This window comes from Bradyrhizobium sp. CCGUVB23 (genome assembly GCF_024199885.1).
GTDB lineage: Bacteria > Pseudomonadota > Alphaproteobacteria > Rhizobiales > Xanthobacteraceae > Bradyrhizobium.
Genome location: NZ_JANADQ010000001.1, coordinates 9,205,938 through 9,223,895 on the forward strand (window position 1 = coordinate 9,205,938; position 17,958 = coordinate 9,223,895).

Below are 17,958 nucleotides of genomic sequence, written 5' to 3' on the forward strand. Positions count from 1 at the left end.
AAGAGATAGCGGACATCCCCCGTTTCGCGGCCCCGCCAGGGAACGCCCACCGCGCGCGCGGATCTCTAATTTCGCTTCTCGTCAACATGCCTGGCGCAAACCCAGCGCTAATCCGTCGTCATGTGCCATGCCGCTACTGTGCAGGTTTCAACCGCAGCCTTCGCCGAATCCGACGTGGAAATCGGTCGCGCTGACCCGCATCCGGTGCAGAATGCTCGCCAGCTTGCGCGACCGCGGTGATCGCGCACAACATGCTTGACCGTTTGGCGATCCGCAGGCCCCACGCCCGCAAGGCCGACCATTTCCTGACCCGCAGCAGCAGGCTTGCAGCCGCCTCGCAAAGCGCCTCCCGCACGGCGACGTCGCCCTGTTTGCTGATGCGCCCTTCGTAGTCGATCGACGTGCCGGAGTGGTGCCGCCTCGGCACCAAGCCAAAATGCGCGCCTACCGTTCGCGATCTGGCAAAGCGCCTGGGATCATCGACGTCGACCTTGAACGACAGGGCCGCAACGGGACCGACGCTAGAACCGTCATCAGGCGGCGGCATACAGCATCATGCTGGACCACCTGCAGCAGCACACGATGCAACCGATCGTAACCCTCAAGGATGGCGCAGCGCACATCCAACAATGCGTCGATGGTCATTACGAAGATCGGATCGCTGCGCTCGATCAGCTCGCGCAAGCGGGCTTCGTAGGCACCGCGGGCGACGGCTCCAACGAGCAACCCATAGGCCCGCAGCGCACCACGAACTTGGTTTTCGATGTCGATCAGTTTACGCTTGAGCAGCCTCCGGTTGGTCAGCAGCGTGCGCATCTTCTGCATGTCGGTATTCTTGACATGGACGGCGCGGTACCAGCTCCACCGCACCATCCGCGCAATGCCGCGCGCATCGTTTCGGTCGGTCTTGTTGCGCATCGTCGACAGTGACACACGCATGTGGCGCGCTTCGACGACAATGAACGGAAGCCCGGCTGGCCGCAGTTCGCGATAGAGCCAGATGCCAAGCGATGACGCCTCGACTCCCACTCTCTCCAGGCGATCCGCGTAGTCCTCTACAGCGGAGCGGATCGCCGTTGGCTCGGTCGTGACCTTGAGCTCACGAACCTGAGACCTTCGCCATCGATAATGCAAAGACTGGTTTCTTCCAGACCGATGTCAACACAACGTAAAGCTTCATCGGAGCTCTCCTGTATGCGAACGACGACCTAAGGGCTCCAGATTCGGCCACACGGCGGCTATCCCCGTGCACCGATTTCTCGGAGCCCGATTTGAAGGTCTCACCCTCGTGCTTCCCAACTGTCCTCCCGCTTCCGCCAAGTCGACTCCTGCGTACCCCAGCGCTCGCCGGTTCACGCCATTGCTCATCGCGCGCCTCCAACTTCGGATCTCGCGCTGAACAGGCTCGCCCCCTCGGAATGATCGATAACATGGCGTGAACACCCGAAGAAGCGATCGCGTCGTTCGCAACGCTCCTGGCCTGTTGCCAATCTGGACTGCTCTTGCGTTCCGATTGCGTGACGAAGAGCGGGGCGACGGTCCAAGAGAGCTGGCCAGCGAGTCGACACTCTCACCAAGGTCGCGAGATTGGCGACATACGCTTGCGTCTCGGCCGGCAACGGTTCACCGGTGATATGCCATTCGTAGCGTGCTGGCTGGCATTGTATGCTGCAAACGCACCGGGCGCGCCATAGCGGTCAAGCAGTTCAGCTAGATACGCCGTGCCAGCCAAAATGTTGTCGCGAGCGTCGTAGGGATCGTTGCCAATACCAGGTCCCCGGCATGATTTGCATCAATCCCATTGCGCCTTTCGGCGATTTGGCGCGCACATCGCCGACGCTCTCCAGACGGATCACCGAGCTGACCCAGCGCACGGGCACTGCGAACCGTCGTGAGGCTTCTACAATGAAGGGCGCAAGCACATTGCTAGCCTGATCCTTCACTGGCTGGCCAGCAAATTGCTCCCCGGCGGGAACGGCGCTGCTGCAGATCGTGAAAACGAACAGCAGTGGCACGACAGCCCAGATGCGCGCTCCAGACCGAGCCAAGCATGCCGTCGTGCTCGCGCCCGTCCAGGGTAAAGCCGCTTCGCGCCGGCCGTTCCGCCCTGGACCGCGGCTGCGCGCGTCATGTCGACCGAAATTGTGAGCCCGGTTCTGCAATCCGTTTGCCCTGGAAGCGCCAGCACGCGTTTGAGCATTGGCACGCCGACGGGCAGATGACGCCCTGAAGGACATGTAGCGTTCAATATCATTCAGAAATCTGTCGGCTATTGTGAGATCTTCGGCGAGCTCATCCTCTATGTGAGCAATCAACTCTCAACCGTATCGACATCAAACGGAGAAGACGGTGGCTTCGCCGCAGCTGTTCCAAGTCGCCTCTTCCAGACTCGACACGATTTTGGTCCCAGCTTCCGGCATGACAGTGCTGAGCAGCTGATACTGGGCAGCGGTGGCGGCCGGCCATGCGCCTCGCAACTTGTGAGCTGGAATGGATCCCTCCGCGAAGGCAGCGGCCATCGTCGATCTTGCGTCAACAGAGAAAGCCAACCGCTGGCTTTGCTTACAGCAGCGCAATCTCAGCGAATGACCAATCGTCGTGTTCTTCCTTCAGGCGATAGTGCTTGTGGGCATGGCCTGCAGCCGATCGGTCTTAACCGGCCGCCCTCTACGCCGACATGATCCTTTCCCTGCCAGCGGCGTGCAAGGGAACTGGCCTCATCAGGTCAACCGAAATCGCCGAACGTTTCTTTTTGTACGACACGCTGGCCAGGCGGTTGCCGGGCAGAGCCAAAAATCTTAGGCGCACAGCACTTATTGGTCTCAATCGCATGGAGAAAGCAATATGGCGCGTCGGGAAATCACACCGTTCAAGCGCACCATCCGGCGAGACCAGCTTCGCGAGATGGTCCCGCTTGCAGACAGCACCATCTATGAGATGGAGCAGCGCGGCGACTTTCCGAGACGTTTCGCGCTTTCGGCTCGATGTGTCGTCTGGGACCTTGCTGAGGTCGAAGCATGGCTGGCTGCGCGCAGGTCGACACCTCTCTCGCGCGCGCCACATCCTGACGTGAGGCAACGCCGAACCCGGCCGGTTAAAGGGCCGGGTCGGGCTGCACGAGCGGCATTGACGGCGGAATGAGTGCCGGGATGTATTTCTGGCCACCGATCCAGGCATCAACGATGTTGGACCACTCCTGCATCATATGACGACGCTGTACTTCGTATTCTGCCTTGTTGTAGACTCCCCTCGACGACCGTCCGTCCTCGTGCGCAAGGCACTTTTCGATCCAGTCGCTGTTAAAACCTAGTTCGTTCAGGAGAGTTGACGCCGTCCTTCGCAGGTCGTGAACCGTGAACGGCTCCAGCGGAAGTCCCTCCTTTCTTGCCTGCTCGACGACAAGATATGTGACGCGGTTAAACGTTGCTCGCGACATCGGAGCGTCGGCGTCATAGCGCGACGGCAGGACGTACTTCGAATTTCCTGCGCAAGTCTTCAACGCAATGAAGATATCGAGCACCTGGCGCGAGAAATACACGTTGTGCGCCTTGGAGCGCTTCATGCGCTCCTTGGGAATTGTCCAGACTGCATTCTCGAAATCGACTTCATCCCATGTGGCATCAAGCAGCTCGCTCTTGCGGACCATCGTGAGCAGATAGAGACGCATTCCCAGCCTGATGGTGGGCAATGTCGCGACATGTTCCAGTTGTTTGAGCATGATGCGAATTTCTGTCGGTGAAAGCGAACGGTCTCTCGGGACAAAGCTCGCGATCGACGCAGGTCCAACCTCGTCCGCTGGATTGGCAATCTTCTCGCCGTGCAGGATCGCAAACCCGTAGATCTGCTTCACGATATCGCGGACATGGATCGCTGTTGCAGGGGCCCCGCGCTCCACGATCGCAGCGCAATGGGCACGCAGATCGTCCGGTGCAATCTCATACAGGAGGCGCCTGCGCCAAACGGGAAGCAGCTCGCGTTCGAAGATCGATCGCCGCATTGCCCGCGTACTGTCGGCCATGGGTGCCGCGACGAGCCACTTCTCTCCGAGCTCGCCGAAACTCCTGGCTTCAAGGAGACGCCGCTTCTCGCGCTGTTTCTCGATCGCAGGAGAACGACCTTCACCGATTGCGCGCCTCGCATCGATGCATTTCTCGCGAGCGCGTGCGAGCGACAGGCCGGTCGGGCCGTACCTCCCGAGAACGACGGTCTCACGTCGGCCATGCAAACGGTAATCAAGCCTGAACGACACCGTTCCACCCGGCGTCACGAGCGCGTACATGCCGTCGCGGTCGGTGACTTTGTACGATTTTTCCTTTGGTCTCAGAGCTTTAAGCGCGGCATCTGTCAGCACGACTTCCCCTCCAGGCAAATCCCGTCGGCCACTTTTCAGCCGCGACTGGCCGGAATTTTCCTTGTTTTACAAATACTTGGACAAAGAAAAAATACCGTCAGACGCAGCATCGCGTGTGACGGTATCGATCAGGATCGGTGGTTTCAATGGGCTGTGACGCCGTCAGGCGCCCCGTCTGGCCAAATTTCTGCGTATCGATAGATATCGAACGTGGATAACGAATTCAGTCGTAAAATCAGTCTGTTAATTCGTGCAATTGGATGGAGCGGGATAGTCCCGGACGGACCCGAATTATTCCCACTCAATCGTCCCCGGCGGCTTGCTCGTCACGTCGTACACCACGCGGTTCACGCCCTTCACCTCGTTGATGATGCGCGTGGCGGTCTCGCCCAGAAACTTCATGTCGAACTGGTAGAAGTCCGCGGTCATGCCGTCGGTTGAGGTGACGGCGCGCAGGCCCACGACGTAGTCGTAGGTGCGGCCGTCGCCCATGACGCCGACGGTCTTCACGGGGAGCAGCACGGCAAAGGCCTGCCAGATCTCGTCGTAGAGGCCGTGCTTGCGGATCTGGTCGATGTACACGGCATCGGCCTTGCGCAGGATGTCTAGCTTGTCGCGCGTGATGTCGCCGGGGCAGCGGATGGCGAGGCCCGGGCCCGGGAACGGGTGACGGCCGACGAAGATTTCGGGGAGGCCAAGCTCGCGGCCGAGCGCGCGCACCTCGTCCTTGAAGAGCTCACGCAGGGGTTCGACGAGCTTCATGTTCATGCGCTCGGGCAAGCCGCCGACATTGTGGTGCGACTTGATCGTCACCGAGGGGCCGCCGGTGAAGGAGACGCTCTCGATCACGTCGGGGTAGAGCGTGCCTTGGGCGAGGAAATCGGCGCCGCCGATCTTCTTGGCCTCCGCGTCGAACACGTCGATGAAGAGACGGCCGATGGTCTTGCGCTTCACTTCCGGGTCGGTGACGCCTTCGAGCTCGCCGAGGAACTGCTTTGAGGCATCCACGTGCACGAGCGGGATGTTGTAGTGGCCGCGGAACAGATCGACCACCGTCTTGGCCTCATCGAGACGGAGCAGGCCATGATCGACGAACACGCAGGTGAGCTGGTCGCCGATCGCCTCATGAATCAGCACTGCGGCCACCGCCGAATCGACGCCGCCGGAGAGGCCGCAGATCACCCTGCCCTTGCCGACCTGGTTGCGGATCTTCTGGATCGCCTCCTCGCGGAAGGCGCGCATGGTCCAGTCGCCGGAGAGGCCTGCGATCTTGCGCACGAAGTTGCGGATCAGCCTGGCGCCATCGGGCGTGTGCACGACCTCGGGATGGAACATCAGGCCGTAATATTTGCGCTTCTCGTCCTGGATGATCGCGAACGGCGCATTCGGCGAGGTGCCGGCCACGGTGAAGCCCGGCGGCATCCTGGTGATGCGGTCGCCATGGCTCATCCAGACCTGGTGCTTGCCGCCGAGCGTCCAGGTGTCCTCGAACAGCCTGCTCTCGGCCTTCACCTCGACGTCGGCGCGGCCGAACTCGCGGTGGTGGCCGCCCTCGACCTCGCCGCCCAGCTGGGCCGCCATGGTCATCTGGCCGTAGCAGATGCCCATCACGGGCACGCCGGAGGCGAAGATCAGTTGGGGCGCGCGGGGCGAGCCCTCTTCATGCACCGATTCCGGTCCGCCGGAGAGAATCACCGCCTTCGGCTTCATCTCCTTGAAGGCCTCTTCGGCCTTGTTGAACGGGACGATCTCGCAATAGACGCCGTCCTCGCGAACGCGACGCGCGATGAGCTGCGTCACCTGGCTACCGAAATCGACGATGAGAATCTTGTCGTGCGCCGAGGCCACATGGGGCGACGACGGGGAGCGGTCGTGCTGTGCTGCTGTCATGGCAAGCAAATACGCGAGCGGGGACGGCCTCGCAATGCCGGAAACCGGCTTTCCAGCGGGAATTTTGGCCGATTTCGAGGGGAAATGGCCGCGTTGACCGGGGTGAGCAAAGCCTCACTTGCGCCGTGCCTGCCCCACACCGCTGAGCTGCGACGGCAGGGCGGAAAGGCCCAACATGCAGCGCAAGATAGAAAAGTCATACGATTCGCGATCCGCGCGCGCCGCCTTGAAGTAGCCTGAATATCTCGTTATATTTCAAGGATCGATACTTGGCCGAACGACTGGGCCGCTTCGCCTCGTTTTTGACGGGCGCGCACGCTTCAGATGATTTCCCCAAAACATCGACCAATCCGGATCATGGGCGCATCGATGCGTACCGGTCCACGTGCGTACTATCAAACAAAGGATATCCCCATGGCTATGGGCACCGTGAAGTGGTTCAACAATCAAAAGGGTTTTGGCTTCATCCAGCCGGATGACGGCGCCAAGGACGTTTTCGTTCACATCAGCGCAGTCGAGCGTGCCGGTCTCAGCACCCTCAACGAGGGCCAGAAGGTGTCGTTCGACATCGTCGCAGACCGCCGCAGCGGCAAGTCTTCCGCCGACAACATCCGCGCCGGCTAGTAGGCCCGCGCAACGCGCCAGGGCGCTCTGACCACGGACGTACTGGCAGAGCGTAAGCGATCAAGCCCCGCCACCGAGCTTCGGTGCGCGGGGCTTTGTTTTGGCGCGGGACAGCACTGCCTCGCGCACCGCTGTCATTCCCCGCGAAAGCGGGGAATCCAGTACGCCGCGGCCTATCGATTCACTGGATCGCCCGGTCAAGCCGGGCGATGACAGTTGTGATTGTGGATTCCGCTTCGCCCTTCGAAGGTGAGGTTACGCGGCCCTCTTCAGCACCGAGATGAAGAACCCGTCCGTGCCCGTACGGCGTGGCGTCATCAGCCAGCCTTCGGGCGATCGCAGCGCGGCCTCGGCAAAGGCTTCCGCCTTGTCCCAGAGCACGCTCGCGGTCTGCTCACTCGGCACGACCGAGAACTCCGGATGGCGCGCCACGAACGCCCTCACCTGCTCGTCGTTCTCCTCCGCCAGCACCGAGCAGGTGATGTAGGCGATGCGGCCGCCCGGCTTCACCAGCGGCACGGCGCGATCGAGCACCTCGACCTGGTCCTTCAGCCGGATCTCCAGGGCGCCCGGGCGCATGCGCCATTTGGCGTCGGGGTTGCGGCGCCAGGTTCCGGTTCCCGTGCAGGGGGCGTCGATCACGACGAGGTCCGCGGTGCTGCGGATATCGGCGAGCGGATCGGCCTCGCCCTTGGGCGTGCGGATCTCCGCATTGTGGACGCCCGCGCGCGACAGCCGCTCATGGATGGGGGCGAGCTGGCGCTTGTCGCGGTCGGTCGCGATCAGGCGTCCCTTGCCCTGCATGAGGGCCGCCAGCGCCAGCGTCTTGCCGCCGGCGCCGGCGCAGAGATCGATCACCTGCTCGCCGGGTTTTGCGGCCGTGAACAAGGCCGCAAGCTGCGAGCCTTCATCCTGCACTTCAATGGCGCCCTTGATGAAATCCTCTTCCGACTGGATGCCGGGATTGCGCGCATCGGCGCCAAGCTCGATGCGCAGGCCGTTCGGCGACCATGGCGTCGGCTGCGCCTTCAGATGAGATAACCGGCCGAGAACCTTGTCGCGACTGCCTTTCAGCGTGTTGACACGCAGATCAAGCGGCGCACGGCTCGCCATTGCGGCAGCTTCCGCTGCACGATCCTCGCCAAAGATTTTTGCGAGGTACGGATCGAGCCACTCGGGATAGTCGCCGGCAATCGCAGCCGGTGCGTCCTTGAGGGAACGCGAGGCCAGCGCGGCCTGCTCGGCGTCGGTCAGCGGCGCCGGCGCATAGCGGTTGCCGTCGAACAGCGCAGCCATGGTCGGCGTGTCCATGTCGCGCTCCAGGCGCAGCATGCCGATCAGGCGGGCGCGCGCCGTGCCTGCGTCCATGAGATACGCGCTGGAGGCGTAATGGCGCAGCACGTCCCAGACAAGGCCCGCGATCGCGGCGCGGTCGCCGGAGCCGGCAAAGCGATGTGCAGTGCCCCACTCCTTCAGCGCCTTCGCCGCGGGCACGCGGTCTTTCTCGATGGTGTCGATCAGTTCGATGGCCGCGGACAGCCGGGCAGCAGGGGTCATGTGAATCTTTCAGATCAGGATCGGCGCGCAAAACGCTCAGATCAGCAACAGAATCTTCAGCGCGAAGTAGATCCACATCGCGAGCAGCACAAGCATGCTGGCGAGCCAGATCGTCGAGCGCTGGCCGAGGTCGTTCGAGTTGACGAAGACGCCGGCATGGGCGAACCGCGCCACCACGAACACCCAGGACATCAGCACGATGAAGAGATCGGCATGGCGCAGCGGCAGCGCCAGCGCGATCAGCACGTAGAACAGCACCGGCAGCTCGAACTGGTTGGCAAAGCAATTGGCGATCTGCGTGGCGCGCTTCGGCCAGTTCGGCTCGCCGAGCGCAATGTCGCGGATCTTGGTCTCGCCGGAGACCAGCGTCTCGCGGCGCGCCAGCGCCATCCAGATCAGGAGCGCGAAAGTCAGCGCGACCTGAACGAAGACTGGCAGCAAAACCATTTGAACGGACATCGGAATCCTTCCCGCTTGGTGCGGAGGGCGAGACCGTCATTAGCCGCCACCGCTGGCCCTGACAATCAACGACTTGAACCGCCGTTCCCGGTTCCGCGACCAACTATCGATAGTTAAAGCGATTTTGGCCTCTTCTCCCGCGCGACCTGCGAGCCGCCACCATGACGCTTTTGTCGTCCCTTTCCGCCCTGTTCGGCGATTCCGCCGATGGCGGGCTCGGAATCCTGATGTCGGCGCTGGCCGGGATCGCGGCGGCCCTGGCGGTCGCGATTACCCTCACCGTCTATTTCCGCACCGGCTACCGCACCCGGCGCGATGTCGTGCGACATGTGATCGCGGCACTGGCAGCCTTCGGGCTCTTCGCCTTCGTCGCCTACGACATGCGCGGCGCCGCGCTCGCCTATCTCGGGCTCAATCCGTCCAAGCCGGCGGTCGAGTTCGAAATCCGCTTGCCCAAGGGGGCTTTAGTGGAAGCTTCTGACACCCAGATCGAGCTCCACACCGATCGCAACCAGCGTCTCGCTCAAGTCGAGGGCACGGTCGACCTCGCCGACGGCCGCAGCGTGCTGAAGGGTGCGGTGGCGCTCGACCATCGCACCAGCGATCGCCGGCTGGTCGTGAGCCTCGCCGGCAAGGGCACCTTCGAGTTCAGGCTTCGTCTAGCAGCCGATCCCGCCCACACCGCGCAGTTCAGCCCCTGGCATCTCGCCGACCGCGTCGTCTCGCCGATCGCAAGCGCCGTCGCGCCGCAGGACGCCTTCGCGATCCGCTACCGCGTGCTTTAAACTTTGTTCGATCGCAAACGATGCGCGCGTCGTCATCGCTCCGACAAGCGAGTGCCGATATGCTAATCCCATGCCCGAATTTCGCCTCACGCAGATCTCCGACACCCATCTCGGCCGCCGCTTCCCGGGCCTCATTGCGAATTTCCACAGGGTCGCCGAGCACATCGACACCGCGCGCCCGGATCTCGTGATCAACACCGGTGACGTCTCCTTCGACGGCCCGACCAGCCGCGACGACATGGAGTTTGCAAAAACCCTTCACGACGCCCTGCCTGTGCCGTGCCGCTATCTGCCGGGCAATCACGACATCGGCGACAATCCGACCGCGATCGGGCCTGCGCCCGCGCCGCCAGTGGACGAAGCGCACCGCCGGCAATTCTGCGCCGTCTTCGGCCACGACCATTGGCAGTTCGAGGCGGCCGGCTGGTGCTTTATCGGCCTCAACTCGCTGGTGATGAATTCGGGACTTGGGTTCGAGCGCGAGCAGTTCGACTGGCTCGCCTCGCAATTGTCGCGCGCGAGCGGCAATCCGATCGCGCTGTTTGTGCACAAGCCGCTGTTCCCAAACAGGCCCGACGACCCTGAAGCGTTCGACACCGCGATCCGCTACGTGCCCCAGCCGGCGCGGGCGCGCCTGATCGAGATGATGGCGGGCGCAGATGTTCGCCTCGTCGCGAGCGGTCACGTCCATCAGCGGCGTGATTTCACCTATGGCCGCACCAGGCACGTCTGGGCGCCTTCGGCCGGCTTCGTGATCTCCAGCGATGCGCGCCAGGTGCGCATCGGCATCAAGGAGACCGGTCTCGTCGAGTACCGCTTCCAACCCGACAGTTTTGAGGTCCGCCACGTCAGGGCCGCCGGCCAGGTCGATGTCGACATCGAGGAATTGCTGGCACAGATGGGCCAGCCTCATCCTTAGGCACCTCTCCCTACTATAGCACCTCAATGCCTCGCTCTTGGGTTGCAATGGCTAGAAACTCTTGATGACAACGTTGTCATTTCCGTCATATCGTCGTCCCCGGCGATTGAGCGCCGCGAGACGGAGGGACAATGCAGTCGTTTTCCCGGTGGGGCACCCAGCGCCTGTCTGCGACCACGCGAGGAATCCCCGTGGTCGACGGCCTCGCCACCGAGGAGATCGGCAGCCAAGGCTGGCGGCCCTGCGGCGGCGACCTCGCGCTGCCTGCCCTCACCCTGGATGAAGCCGCCTTTGCGGCCAACCGCGACCTTTTCCTGCGCTGGTGCAGTGGTGCCGGCGTTGCCGTTGCCCCGCACGCCAAGACGCCGATGTCGCCGGAGCTCGCCCGCTCCCTGCGCGAGGCCGGCGCCTGGGGCACGACGGTCGCCAACATCCAGCAGGCCGCCGTGCTCCTTGCCCATGGCGAACGGCGCCTGCTCTTGGCCAACGAGATCGGCGGCCTTGCCGCCGGGCGGCGGCTCGGCGCGCTGCTGGGCGCCTATCCTGATGCGGAGTTTTACGCCTTCGCAGACTCGCCGGCTGCGGTCGCCTCGCTTGCCGAAGCCGCGCGCCTGTCGGGCCGCAACGACATCGCCGTACTGGTCGAGCTCGGCGCGGGACGCGCCGGCGCGCGCGATCGCGGAACGGTCGAGGCCGTCATCGCGGCGGTGCTCGCTGCGAAGGGACTGACGCTCGGCGGCGTTGCCACCTACGAAGGCGCTGTTGCCACGTCCGGCGCTGATGAGACCGCCCGCGCGATCGCGAAGCTGATGGCGCGCACGATCGAGGCCTTTGCGTTCGTCCGCGACGCCGCCCCTGGCCGCTCGCTGATCCTCAGTGCTGGCGGCTCGGCTTATTTCGATGTCGTGGCAGCAGCCCTCGTGCCGGTCGCGCAGCGCGACGGCAACGCGACCGTCGTCCTGCGCTCCGGCGCGCTGTTCTTCTCCGATCACGGCATCTACGCACGCGCCTTCGCAGAAATAGACCGGCGCGGCGGTCTCGTCATCGACGGCGTGCACCGCTCCGCGGCTGAAAGTTTTCGCCCTGCCCTCATGCTCTGGGCCGAGGTGCTGTCCCGCCCCGAGGCCGGGCTCGCGATCTGCGGTTTCGGCATGCGCGACGCGTCCTTCGATCAGGGCCTTCCGGTCGCGCTCAGCGTCTACCGCGATGGGGTGGAGCAGCGAGGCCTTGCCGAGGCGCTCACCGTCACCCGGCTCAACGACCAGCACGCCTTCATCGCCCTCGCTGAGGACAGCCCGCTCGCCGTCGGCGACATCCTCGCCCTCGGCATCTCGCATCCCTGCACCTGTCTCGACCGCTGGCGCGTGATCTATGGCCTCGATGCCGGCGGCACGGTCACGCGTGCGCTCACCACGCAGTTCGGCTGAGAGCGGCCACGCGATGAATTTCCTTCCGCTCTGGCGCTATCAGAACCAGTTGATCGACGGGGCGATCGTCACGCTCGAATTGACCGTGATCGCCGCACTGTTTGGCCTGTTGATCGGCATCGCCGGCGCCGTCGCGCTGAAGGGCAGCGTCAAATCGCTGCGCTGGCTGGTGCGCGGTTACATCGAGCTGTTCCGCAACACGCCATCGCTGATCCAGATCTTCATCGTCTTCTTCGTACTGCCGACCTTCGGCCTGAAGCTGCCGGCCTTCGAGGCTGCGTCGGTGGCCCTGTCGCTCTATTTCGGTGCCTATTCGGTCGAAATCATCCGGTCGGGCCTCGATTCCATTCCGAACAGCCAGGTCGAGGCCGGCCACTGCCTCGGCCTCTCCGGCTGGCAGGTGTTTCGCCACATCGTGCTGCCACCGGCGCTGCGCAATGCGTATCCGGCGGTCACCAGCCAGTTCGTCCTGCTGCTGCTCGGCACCTCGCTCGCCTCGCAGGTCGCCGCTGACGAGCTGTTTCACGTTGCAGGCTTCATCGAGAGTCGCACCTATCGCAGCTTCGAAGTCTATGCGGTGATCTGCGTCGTCTATTTCGCGATGGCGATGTCGTTCAAGGCGCTCTTTGCGCTTGTTGGCGCGGCCGCCTTCCGCTGGCCACGGCGGCGCTGAGGGAAGAGGCAATGCGATCCTTCTCCCTCATCGATCTCGTCTCGCTGTTCGCAGCCTTGCGCTGGACCGTCGTCCTCGTCGTGCTCGCGCTCGCCTTCGGCGCGCCGCTGGCGCTCGGGCTTGCCATGGGCCGCATCAGCCGCTTCGCCGGCCTGCGCTGGGCGATGGCCGGTATCATCCAGGTCGTCCAGAGCGTGCCGCTGCTAGGGCTGCTGTTCTTCTTCTACTTCGGCATGCCGGTGTTCCTCGGCATCCAGGTGCCGGCGCTCGTCGCGGTCACTGTTGCCTATACGCTCTACACCGCTGCCTTCCTCGGCGAGATCTGGCGCGGCGGCTTGGAGGCGGTGAAGCTGGCGCAATGGGAAGCAGGTAGCTGCCTCGGCCTGTCGCTCTGGCAGCAGTTCCGCCACATCATCGCGCCGCAGGCGCTACGGCTATCGCTGCCGCCGACCGTCGGCTTCCTTGTGCAGCTCATCAAGGGCACCTCGCTCGCCTCGATCCTCGGCTTCGTCGAGCTCGCCCGCGCAGGGCAAGTGGTGAGTGCGGCGACGTTCCAGCCGCTCCTCACCTACGCGCTCGTCGCCGTGATCTATTTCGCGCTCTGCCTGCCGCTCACGCTCTGGTCCCGATCCCTGGAGGCCCGCCTCGATGGCTCTCGTTGAAATTCGCGACGTGCACAAGAAGTTCGGCCGGGTCGACGTGCTCAAGGGAGTCTCGCTCGACGTCGAGGAAGGCGAGATCGTCACGATCATCGGCCGATCCGGCTCCGGCAAGTCGACCCTGCTCCGCTGCATCAATGCGCTGGAGAGCGTCGACGCCGGCGAAATCCGCGTCGAAGGGCAAAAGGTCTACGCTGGGATGCCCGACCTCAAGAAATTCCGTCAGCACGTCGGCATCGTGTTCCAGGCCTTCAACCTGTTTCCGCATCTGAAGGTCGAGCGCAACATCACCCTGGCGCCACTGCTGACCGGCCGCATCGACAAGGCAAAGGCCCGCGCGTTGGCCCTGGACGTGCTCACCCGCGTCGGGCTTGCCGACAAGATCGACGCCTGGCCGGAGCAGCTCTCCGGCGGCCAGCAGCAGCGCGTCGCGATCGCCCGCTGCCTCGCCATGGCCCCTCACCTGATGCTGTTCGACGAGGTCACCTCGGCGCTCGACCCCGAGCTGGTCGGTGAGGTCCTGAAGGTGATGGAGGCGATGGCCAAGCAGGGCATGACGATGATCCTCGTCACTCACGAGATGGGCTTTGCCCGCAACGTCGCCGACCGCATCGTCTTCATGCATCAGGGCCGCGTCTGGGAACAGGGCCCGCCGGCAAAGCTGTTCGCAAACCCCGAGACGTCAGAGCTTGCAAGCTTCATCGCTTCGGCGAAATGAACGTCGTCCCACCAGTCCGGCCATCGTGCCGCCACCAGGAGAGAGTCATGAGAAAGCGGAAGTCCCTTTTCACGATCGCAGCAGCGGCGCTTGCCGTCCTCGCCGCGACAAGCCTCGCCAAGGCCGACAAGCTCCAGGACGTGCTCGGCGCAGGCAAGCTCCGCGTCGGCATCCTCACCGACGCCGCGCCCTGGGGATTCAAGGACGACAAGGGCGAGATCGCGGGTCTCGACGCCGACCTCGCCAAGCTGATCGCTGCCGACATGGGCGTGAAACTCGAGCTCGTCCCGGTCACCGGCGCGGCGCGGATTCCGAGCCTGCTCTCGGACAAGATCGATATTTTGATCGCCGGTCTCGGCGCCACACCGGAGCGTGCGCAGCAGGTGATGTTCTCGCAGCCCTATGCGGTGGTGAATCTCGGCGTCTACGGCGCCAAGTCTATCCCGGCAGCAACCGGCAAGAAGCCCGACAATCTGGAGGGGCGCACCGTCGCGGTCGCCAAGGGCACGACGCTCGACGTCTGGCTCACCGACAACGCACCGAAGGTGAAGCTGGTCCGTTTCGAGGACACGCCGGCCGCAATCGCCGCCTTCCTCGCCGGACAAGCCGATACCTTTGCCGAGAACAGCGCGATCGCGATCAAGGTGCAGGAGCAGAACCCGACCAAGGAGGTCGAGCTGAAATTCCTGATCCGCCAGTCGCCGGCCCATGTCGGCGTGCGCCAGGGCGAGCAGAACCTGCTCAACTGGATCAACACCGACATCTTCACCAACAAGCTCAACGGCAAGCTCGGCGCGCTGCAGCTCAAATGGTTCAAGGAAGAGCAGTCGCTGCCGACGCTGTAAGCTTGGACAACGCTCCCGCGCGCCGTGCGCGGGAGCTCATCTTCACGAGGAGAATTTTCAGATGATCAAACGTTACGTCGCCGGCCCGCGCATGAGCCAGGCGGTCGCTGCCGGCGGCCTGGTGCACATCGCCGGCCAGGTCGCCGACGACCGCAAGGCAGGCATCGTGTCGCAGACGCAGCAGGTGCTCGCCAAGATCGACGCGCTGTTGAAGGAAGCCGGCTCTGACCGCTCCAAGCTCGTCGCGGTCAACGTCTTCCTGCCGCACATCACCGACTTCGACACCATGAACTCGGTCTATGACGTCTGGATCGATCCGGCCAATCCGCCTGCGCGCGCCTGCGTCGAGGCCCGCCTCGCAGATCCCGACCTGCGCGTCGAGATGACTGCGGTCGCCTTGCTCTAAAGACGTCGCTTCTCTTCCAACCTTCGGCCGGCGTCGGCAACGGCGCGGCCCCGAGGCAGCACATGCACACCGGACTTTTTCACGAGATCGATTTCGAGAAGGACCAGAAATGGTCCGGCCATCTCGGCATTCCCTTCTCGATCGATCGCTCCCCCTATTTCCAGCTCAAGATCCCGATCTTCCGGATCAGGAACGGCGCCGGCCCAAAGCTCCTCTTGATGGCCGGCAATCACGGCGACGAATATGAGGGCGAGATCACGCTGACGCGGCTCTATCGCCGGCTCGATGCTGCCGCCATCAAGGGCGAGATCACCATCCTGCCCTTCGCCAACCTGCCCGCCGTGATGGCGGCGCGGCGGCGCTCGCCGCTCGACGAGGGCAATCTCAACCGCGCCTTCCCGGGCGATGCCGGCGGCACGCCGACGTTTCGCCTGGCACACTTCCTCGAGCACGAGCTGTTTCCACGCCACGACGTCGTCTTCGACATTCATTCCGGCGGCACCTCGATGGCGCATGTTCCCTGCGCGCTGATCGAGCGGCAGGGACCACCCGAGATGTTCGGCCACGCGCTGCGTCTGATGGAAGGGTTAGGGATGCCCTTCGCCTTCGTCGCCGAGAATGGCGCCACCGCACCGACCTCGATGGCGGCGGCGGCGCGCGCCGGCGCGATCGGGCTGTCAGGTGAATTCGGCGGCGGCGGCACCGTCACGCCGCAGACGATGGCCCTCACCGCGCGCGCCGTCGACCGCTTGCTGCTCGCACTCGGCATCGTGCAGGCGCCGGTGCTCGGACCTCATGCACCGGTCGAGCGCGATACCGAATTGCTGGCCCTGCAAAGCCACGCGCAAGCGGTGTTCGCGACGCGGCGCGGCTGGTTCGAGCCGGCCGTCACGGTTGGTGCACGCGTCAAGGCCGGCGACATCGCCGGCTGGTATCATGATTTCCAGCGCCCGGAAGTTCCCGAAGAGGTGCTTCGCTTCCCCACCGACGGCATCGTGATCTCGCAACGCCTGCACACCGACAGCCAGAGCGGCGATTGCCTGGTCCAGGTCGGCCGCGCCCTGACACGCGAGGAGACATTGGCGTAATGAGCTTTGGCCGCAGGCACGCTGCACCTCTCCCGCTTGCGGGAGAGGTCGGCGCGAAGCGCCGGGTGAGGGCTTTCTCCCCTTGGGGGTTGCGGAGAAACCCTCTCCCCAGCCCTCCCCGCAAGCGGGGGAGGGAGCGCACCTCCGTCGAGGTTGCAATGAATTCTGATCTCATCATGCTCTAACCTAACGTCGTTTTCTTCAGCGATTCGATGACCGCTCCGACAACGCCGACATACGATGACGTGCTGCGCATTCCGTCGCCGCCTGGCCGAGGCAGCGCGGGCGGACGGCCGCCGCGCATCGAGGAGGTGGCGGAGCGCGCCGGTGTCGCGCCGATCACGGTGTCGCGGGTGCTGCGTCATCCCGAGAAGGTCAATCGCGAGACGCGTGACCGCATCCTCGAAGTGATCGAGGCCACCGGATACGCGTCGAACCCGCATGCGCGCGCGCTGCGCTCGGGCCGCTCGAACGTGGTCGTCGCCTTCGTCTCTAACATCCTGAGCCAGCAGTTTGGGCTTGCGGTACGCAGCTTCGCCGCCACGCTTGAGCCGGAAGGTTTTGAGGTGCTGGTCGGCCAGACCTCCTACTCCTATGCCAAGGAGGTCGCGATGATCCAGTCGCTGCGCGGCATCCGCCCTGCAGCGGTGATGTTCACCGGCGTGATCGAGCTGCAGGCGAACCGCACCGCGCTCGCCGAGCTCGGCATGCCCGTGATCGAAACCTGGGCGTTTCCGCGCGATCCCATCGACATGCTGGTCGGCCTCTCCAACACCGACGCAGGTGCAATGGCGGCACGGCGGTTGGCGGACGCCGGTTATCGCCGCGTCGCCTTCATCGGGCGCAACGGCGGCCGCGGCGCTCTCCGCCGCGACGGGTTTCGCGCGGCGGCGGCAAGGCTGGGCTTAGAGATCGTCCACGAGATCGGCCTCAATGAGATCACGGGCCTCGTCGACGGCCGCGCAGCCTTCACCGCCCTGCTCGACCGCGGCGGCAGCGTCGACGCCGTGTTCTGTGCCAACGATCTGCTGGCGACCGGTGCGCTGATCGAGGCGCGGTCGCGCGGTGTGTCGGTCCCACGCGATCTCGCCGTGCTCGGCTTTGGCGACAACGACGTGGCGGACCAGATCACGCCGGGCCTCACCACCATCACTTTTGATTCCGCCGCGATCGGCCGCATCGCCGGCGAGCTCTTGCTGGCGCGCCTGTCCGGCAGGCCGAGCACCGAGCCGCGACGCGCGGTCGAACTCGCCCTGGTCGAGCGCGGCAGCGTCTAGGCTCTAGGCAACGTCCTTCAGGTTCTGTTGGATCGCGACCAGCAGCGATTGAAGGGCGTCGCTGTTCACGGGCTTCGGGCTGCCAACGGCCCGCGGCACGGGACGCTTGGGGAAGACCGGCCGGGTCGGAAACGGTGGCGCAACAGGCGCTGCTCCTTCCTCGGCATCGGTGTGAACAAACTTGCCGTGCAGCACGTCGTCGTGACGGCCCATAATGAACATGGTCGCCCAATAGCCGGCGGCCAGCAGAATTACGCTGAAAATACCAATCTCAAACATC

General features: G+C 64.1%; 21 protein-coding genes and 1 pseudogene. 12 read left to right on the forward strand and 10 right to left on the reverse strand.

The features are described from left to right. Positions 1–133: 133 nt before the first annotated feature. The 5 genes and pseudogenes from NLN62_RS53755 to NLN62_RS43265 form a co-directional block, all read right to left on the reverse strand. Positions 134–547, reverse strand: coding sequence for a transposase (locus NLN62_RS53755; protein WP_371933083.1), 414 nt, complete (start codon positions 545–547; stop codon positions 134–136). Further along, positions 445–1,134: a transposase gene (locus NLN62_RS43255; protein ID WP_254112743.1), complete on the reverse strand. Its 690-nt coding sequence runs from the start codon at positions 1,132–1,134 to the stop codon at positions 445–447. The genes NLN62_RS53755 and NLN62_RS43255 overlap by 103 nt, the downstream gene beginning before the upstream one ends. Positions 1,135–1,570: 436 nt before the next feature. Then, positions 1,571–1,732, reverse strand: coding sequence for a hypothetical protein (locus NLN62_RS53760; protein ID WP_371933084.1), 162 nt, complete (start codon positions 1,730–1,732; stop codon positions 1,571–1,573). Beyond that, complete coding sequence (locus NLN62_RS43260; RefSeq protein ID WP_371933085.1) at positions 1,707–2,015, reverse strand: transglycosylase SLT domain-containing protein; 309 nt, start codon at positions 2,013–2,015, stop codon at positions 1,707–1,709. The genes NLN62_RS53760 and NLN62_RS43260 overlap by 26 nt, the downstream gene beginning before the upstream one ends. Before the next feature lie 116 nt (positions 2,016–2,131). Further along, positions 2,132–2,221, reverse strand: a pseudogene (locus tag NLN62_RS43265) (S26 family signal peptidase); the annotation flags it as partial. 623 nt (positions 2,222–2,844) lie between these two features. On the opposite strand from NLN62_RS43265, the gene NLN62_RS43270 reads away from it, so the two are divergent. After that, positions 2,845–3,141, forward strand: coding sequence for an AlpA family transcriptional regulator (locus tag NLN62_RS43270; protein WP_254112744.1), 297 nt, complete (start codon positions 2,845–2,847; stop codon positions 3,139–3,141). On the opposite strand, the gene NLN62_RS43275 is transcribed toward NLN62_RS43270, so the two are convergent. Beyond that, entirely contained in the window at positions 3,095–4,351 is a 1,257-nt protein-coding gene (locus tag NLN62_RS43275) for a site-specific integrase (protein WP_254112746.1), read from the reverse strand. The two genes, NLN62_RS43270 and NLN62_RS43275, sit on opposite strands and share 47 nt — an antisense overlap. A 291-nt stretch (positions 4,352–4,642) precedes the next feature. Then, a complete protein-coding gene (guaA, locus tag NLN62_RS43280; RefSeq protein ID WP_254112747.1) occupies positions 4,643–6,241 on the reverse strand; it encodes a glutamine-hydrolyzing GMP synthase in 1,599 nt (532 codons plus the stop codon). Between the two features lie 414 nt (positions 6,242–6,655). Here guaA and NLN62_RS43285 point away from each other — a divergent pair, with 414 nt between their 5' ends. Beyond that, the gene (locus NLN62_RS43285) at positions 6,656–6,865 is read left to right on the forward strand and encodes a cold-shock protein (protein ID WP_027526965.1); all 210 of its coding nucleotides are present in this window, start codon (positions 6,656–6,658) and stop codon (positions 6,863–6,865) included. Between the two features lie 255 nt (positions 6,866–7,120). Here the strand turns inward: NLN62_RS43285 and NLN62_RS43290 are convergent, their stop codons facing one another. Together NLN62_RS43290 and NLN62_RS43295 are read right to left on the reverse strand one after the other, a co-directional pair. Then, positions 7,121–8,422, reverse strand: a complete 1,302-nt coding sequence (locus NLN62_RS43290) for an RsmB/NOP family class I SAM-dependent RNA methyltransferase (protein ID WP_254112749.1) — start codon at positions 8,420–8,422, stop codon at positions 7,121–7,123. A gap of 36 nt (positions 8,423–8,458) precedes the next feature. Further along, positions 8,459–8,881, reverse strand: coding sequence for an MAPEG family protein (locus tag NLN62_RS43295; RefSeq protein ID WP_027526967.1), 423 nt, complete (start codon positions 8,879–8,881; stop codon positions 8,459–8,461). Between the two features lie 161 nt (positions 8,882–9,042). On the opposite strand from NLN62_RS43295, the gene NLN62_RS43300 reads away from it, so the two are divergent. The 10 genes from NLN62_RS43300 to NLN62_RS43345 all read left to right on the forward strand — a co-directional run bounded on the left by NLN62_RS43300 (position 9,043) and on the right by NLN62_RS43345 (position 17,678). Beyond that, positions 9,043–9,666 (forward strand): acriflavin resistance protein, encoded by a 624-nt coding sequence (locus NLN62_RS43300; RefSeq protein WP_254112752.1) that lies wholly within the window; start codon positions 9,043–9,045, stop codon positions 9,664–9,666. Between the two features lie 70 nt (positions 9,667–9,736). After that, on the forward strand, positions 9,737–10,585 hold the full coding sequence (locus NLN62_RS43305; protein ID WP_254112753.1) for a metallophosphoesterase: 849 nt from the start codon (positions 9,737–9,739) through the stop codon (positions 10,583–10,585). 131 nt (positions 10,586–10,716) lie between these two features. After that, positions 10,717–12,012 carry an alanine racemase gene (locus tag NLN62_RS43310; protein ID WP_254112755.1) on the forward strand — a complete coding sequence of 432 codons (1,296 nt, stop codon included), beginning with the start codon at positions 10,717–10,719 and terminating at the stop codon, positions 12,010–12,012. Positions 12,013–12,025: 13 nt separating this feature from the next. After that, complete coding sequence (locus NLN62_RS43315; RefSeq protein WP_254112757.1) at positions 12,026–12,685, forward strand: amino acid ABC transporter permease; 660 nt, start codon at positions 12,026–12,028, stop codon at positions 12,683–12,685. An 11-nt stretch (positions 12,686–12,696) separates the two neighbouring features. After that, positions 12,697–13,347 (forward strand): amino acid ABC transporter permease, encoded by a 651-nt coding sequence (locus NLN62_RS43320; RefSeq protein ID WP_254112759.1) that lies wholly within the window; start codon positions 12,697–12,699, stop codon positions 13,345–13,347. Then, on the forward strand, positions 13,334–14,062 hold the full coding sequence (locus tag NLN62_RS43325) for an amino acid ABC transporter ATP-binding protein (RefSeq protein ID WP_027526973.1): 729 nt from the start codon (positions 13,334–13,336) through the stop codon (positions 14,060–14,062). Before NLN62_RS43320 ends, NLN62_RS43325 begins: the two co-directional genes overlap by 14 nt. Positions 14,063–14,109: 47 nt before the next feature. Beyond that, a complete protein-coding gene (locus tag NLN62_RS43330; RefSeq protein ID WP_027526974.1) occupies positions 14,110–14,907 on the forward strand; it encodes a transporter substrate-binding domain-containing protein in 798 nt (265 codons plus the stop codon). A 61-nt stretch (positions 14,908–14,968) separates the two neighbouring features. Beyond that, positions 14,969–15,313 (forward strand): RidA family protein, encoded by a 345-nt coding sequence (locus NLN62_RS43335; RefSeq protein WP_254112761.1) that lies wholly within the window; start codon positions 14,969–14,971, stop codon positions 15,311–15,313. A 62-nt stretch (positions 15,314–15,375) separates the two neighbouring features. Continuing rightward, positions 15,376–16,401, forward strand: coding sequence for a succinylglutamate desuccinylase/aspartoacylase family protein (locus tag NLN62_RS43340; RefSeq protein WP_254112763.1), 1,026 nt, complete (start codon positions 15,376–15,378; stop codon positions 16,399–16,401). A 212-nt stretch (positions 16,402–16,613) separates the two neighbouring features. After that, positions 16,614–17,678, forward strand: a complete 1,065-nt coding sequence (locus tag NLN62_RS43345; RefSeq protein WP_254112765.1) for a LacI family DNA-binding transcriptional regulator — start codon at positions 16,614–16,616, stop codon at positions 17,676–17,678. 3 nt (positions 17,679–17,681) lie between these two features. Here NLN62_RS43345 and NLN62_RS43350 read toward each other — a convergent pair whose 3' ends face one another. Then, entirely contained in the window at positions 17,682–17,957 is a 276-nt protein-coding gene (locus tag NLN62_RS43350) for a hypothetical protein (RefSeq protein ID WP_027526978.1), read from the reverse strand. Position 17,958: the final 1 nt, after the last annotated feature.

What these genes read in the sequence shown, in the direction of transcription:
- NLN62_RS53755 (WP_371933083.1), bottom strand. Translation starts at nt 547, where the DNA reads ATGCCGCCGCCTGATGACGGTTCTAGCGTCGGTCCCGTTGCGGCCCTG.
- NLN62_RS43270 (WP_254112744.1), top strand. Translation starts at nt 2,845, where the DNA reads ATGGCGCGTCGGGAAATCACACCGTTCAAGCGCACCATCCGGCGAGAC.
- guaA (WP_254112747.1), bottom strand. Translation starts at nt 6,241, where the DNA reads ATGACAGCAGCACAGCACGACCGCTCCCCGTCGTCGCCCCATGTGGCC.
- NLN62_RS43285 (WP_027526965.1), top strand. Translation starts at nt 6,656, where the DNA reads ATGGCTATGGGCACCGTGAAGTGGTTCAACAATCAAAAGGGTTTTGGC.
- NLN62_RS43290 (WP_254112749.1), bottom strand. Translation starts at nt 8,422, where the DNA reads ATGACCCCTGCTGCCCGGCTGTCCGCGGCCATCGAACTGATCGACACC.
- NLN62_RS43295 (WP_027526967.1), bottom strand. Translation starts at nt 8,881, where the DNA reads ATGTCCGTTCAAATGGTTTTGCTGCCAGTCTTCGTTCAGGTCGCGCTG.
- NLN62_RS43300 (WP_254112752.1), top strand. Translation starts at nt 9,043, where the DNA reads ATGACGCTTTTGTCGTCCCTTTCCGCCCTGTTCGGCGATTCCGCCGAT.
- NLN62_RS43305 (WP_254112753.1), top strand. Translation starts at nt 9,737, where the DNA reads ATGCCCGAATTTCGCCTCACGCAGATCTCCGACACCCATCTCGGCCGC.
- NLN62_RS43310 (WP_254112755.1), top strand. Translation starts at nt 10,717, where the DNA reads ATGCAGTCGTTTTCCCGGTGGGGCACCCAGCGCCTGTCTGCGACCACG.
- NLN62_RS43315 (WP_254112757.1), top strand. Translation starts at nt 12,026, where the DNA reads ATGAATTTCCTTCCGCTCTGGCGCTATCAGAACCAGTTGATCGACGGG.
- NLN62_RS43320 (WP_254112759.1), top strand. Translation starts at nt 12,697, where the DNA reads ATGCGATCCTTCTCCCTCATCGATCTCGTCTCGCTGTTCGCAGCCTTG.
- NLN62_RS43325 (WP_027526973.1), top strand. Translation starts at nt 13,334, where the DNA reads ATGGCTCTCGTTGAAATTCGCGACGTGCACAAGAAGTTCGGCCGGGTC.
- NLN62_RS43330 (WP_027526974.1), top strand. Translation starts at nt 14,110, where the DNA reads ATGAGAAAGCGGAAGTCCCTTTTCACGATCGCAGCAGCGGCGCTTGCC.
- NLN62_RS43335 (WP_254112761.1), top strand. Translation starts at nt 14,969, where the DNA reads ATGATCAAACGTTACGTCGCCGGCCCGCGCATGAGCCAGGCGGTCGCT.
- NLN62_RS43340 (WP_254112763.1), top strand. Translation starts at nt 15,376, where the DNA reads ATGCACACCGGACTTTTTCACGAGATCGATTTCGAGAAGGACCAGAAA.
- NLN62_RS43345 (WP_254112765.1), top strand. Translation starts at nt 16,614, where the DNA reads ATGACCGCTCCGACAACGCCGACATACGATGACGTGCTGCGCATTCCG.
- NLN62_RS43350 (WP_027526978.1), bottom strand. Translation starts at nt 17,957, where the DNA reads ATGTTTGAGATTGGTATTTTCAGCGTAATTCTGCTGGCCGCCGGCTAT.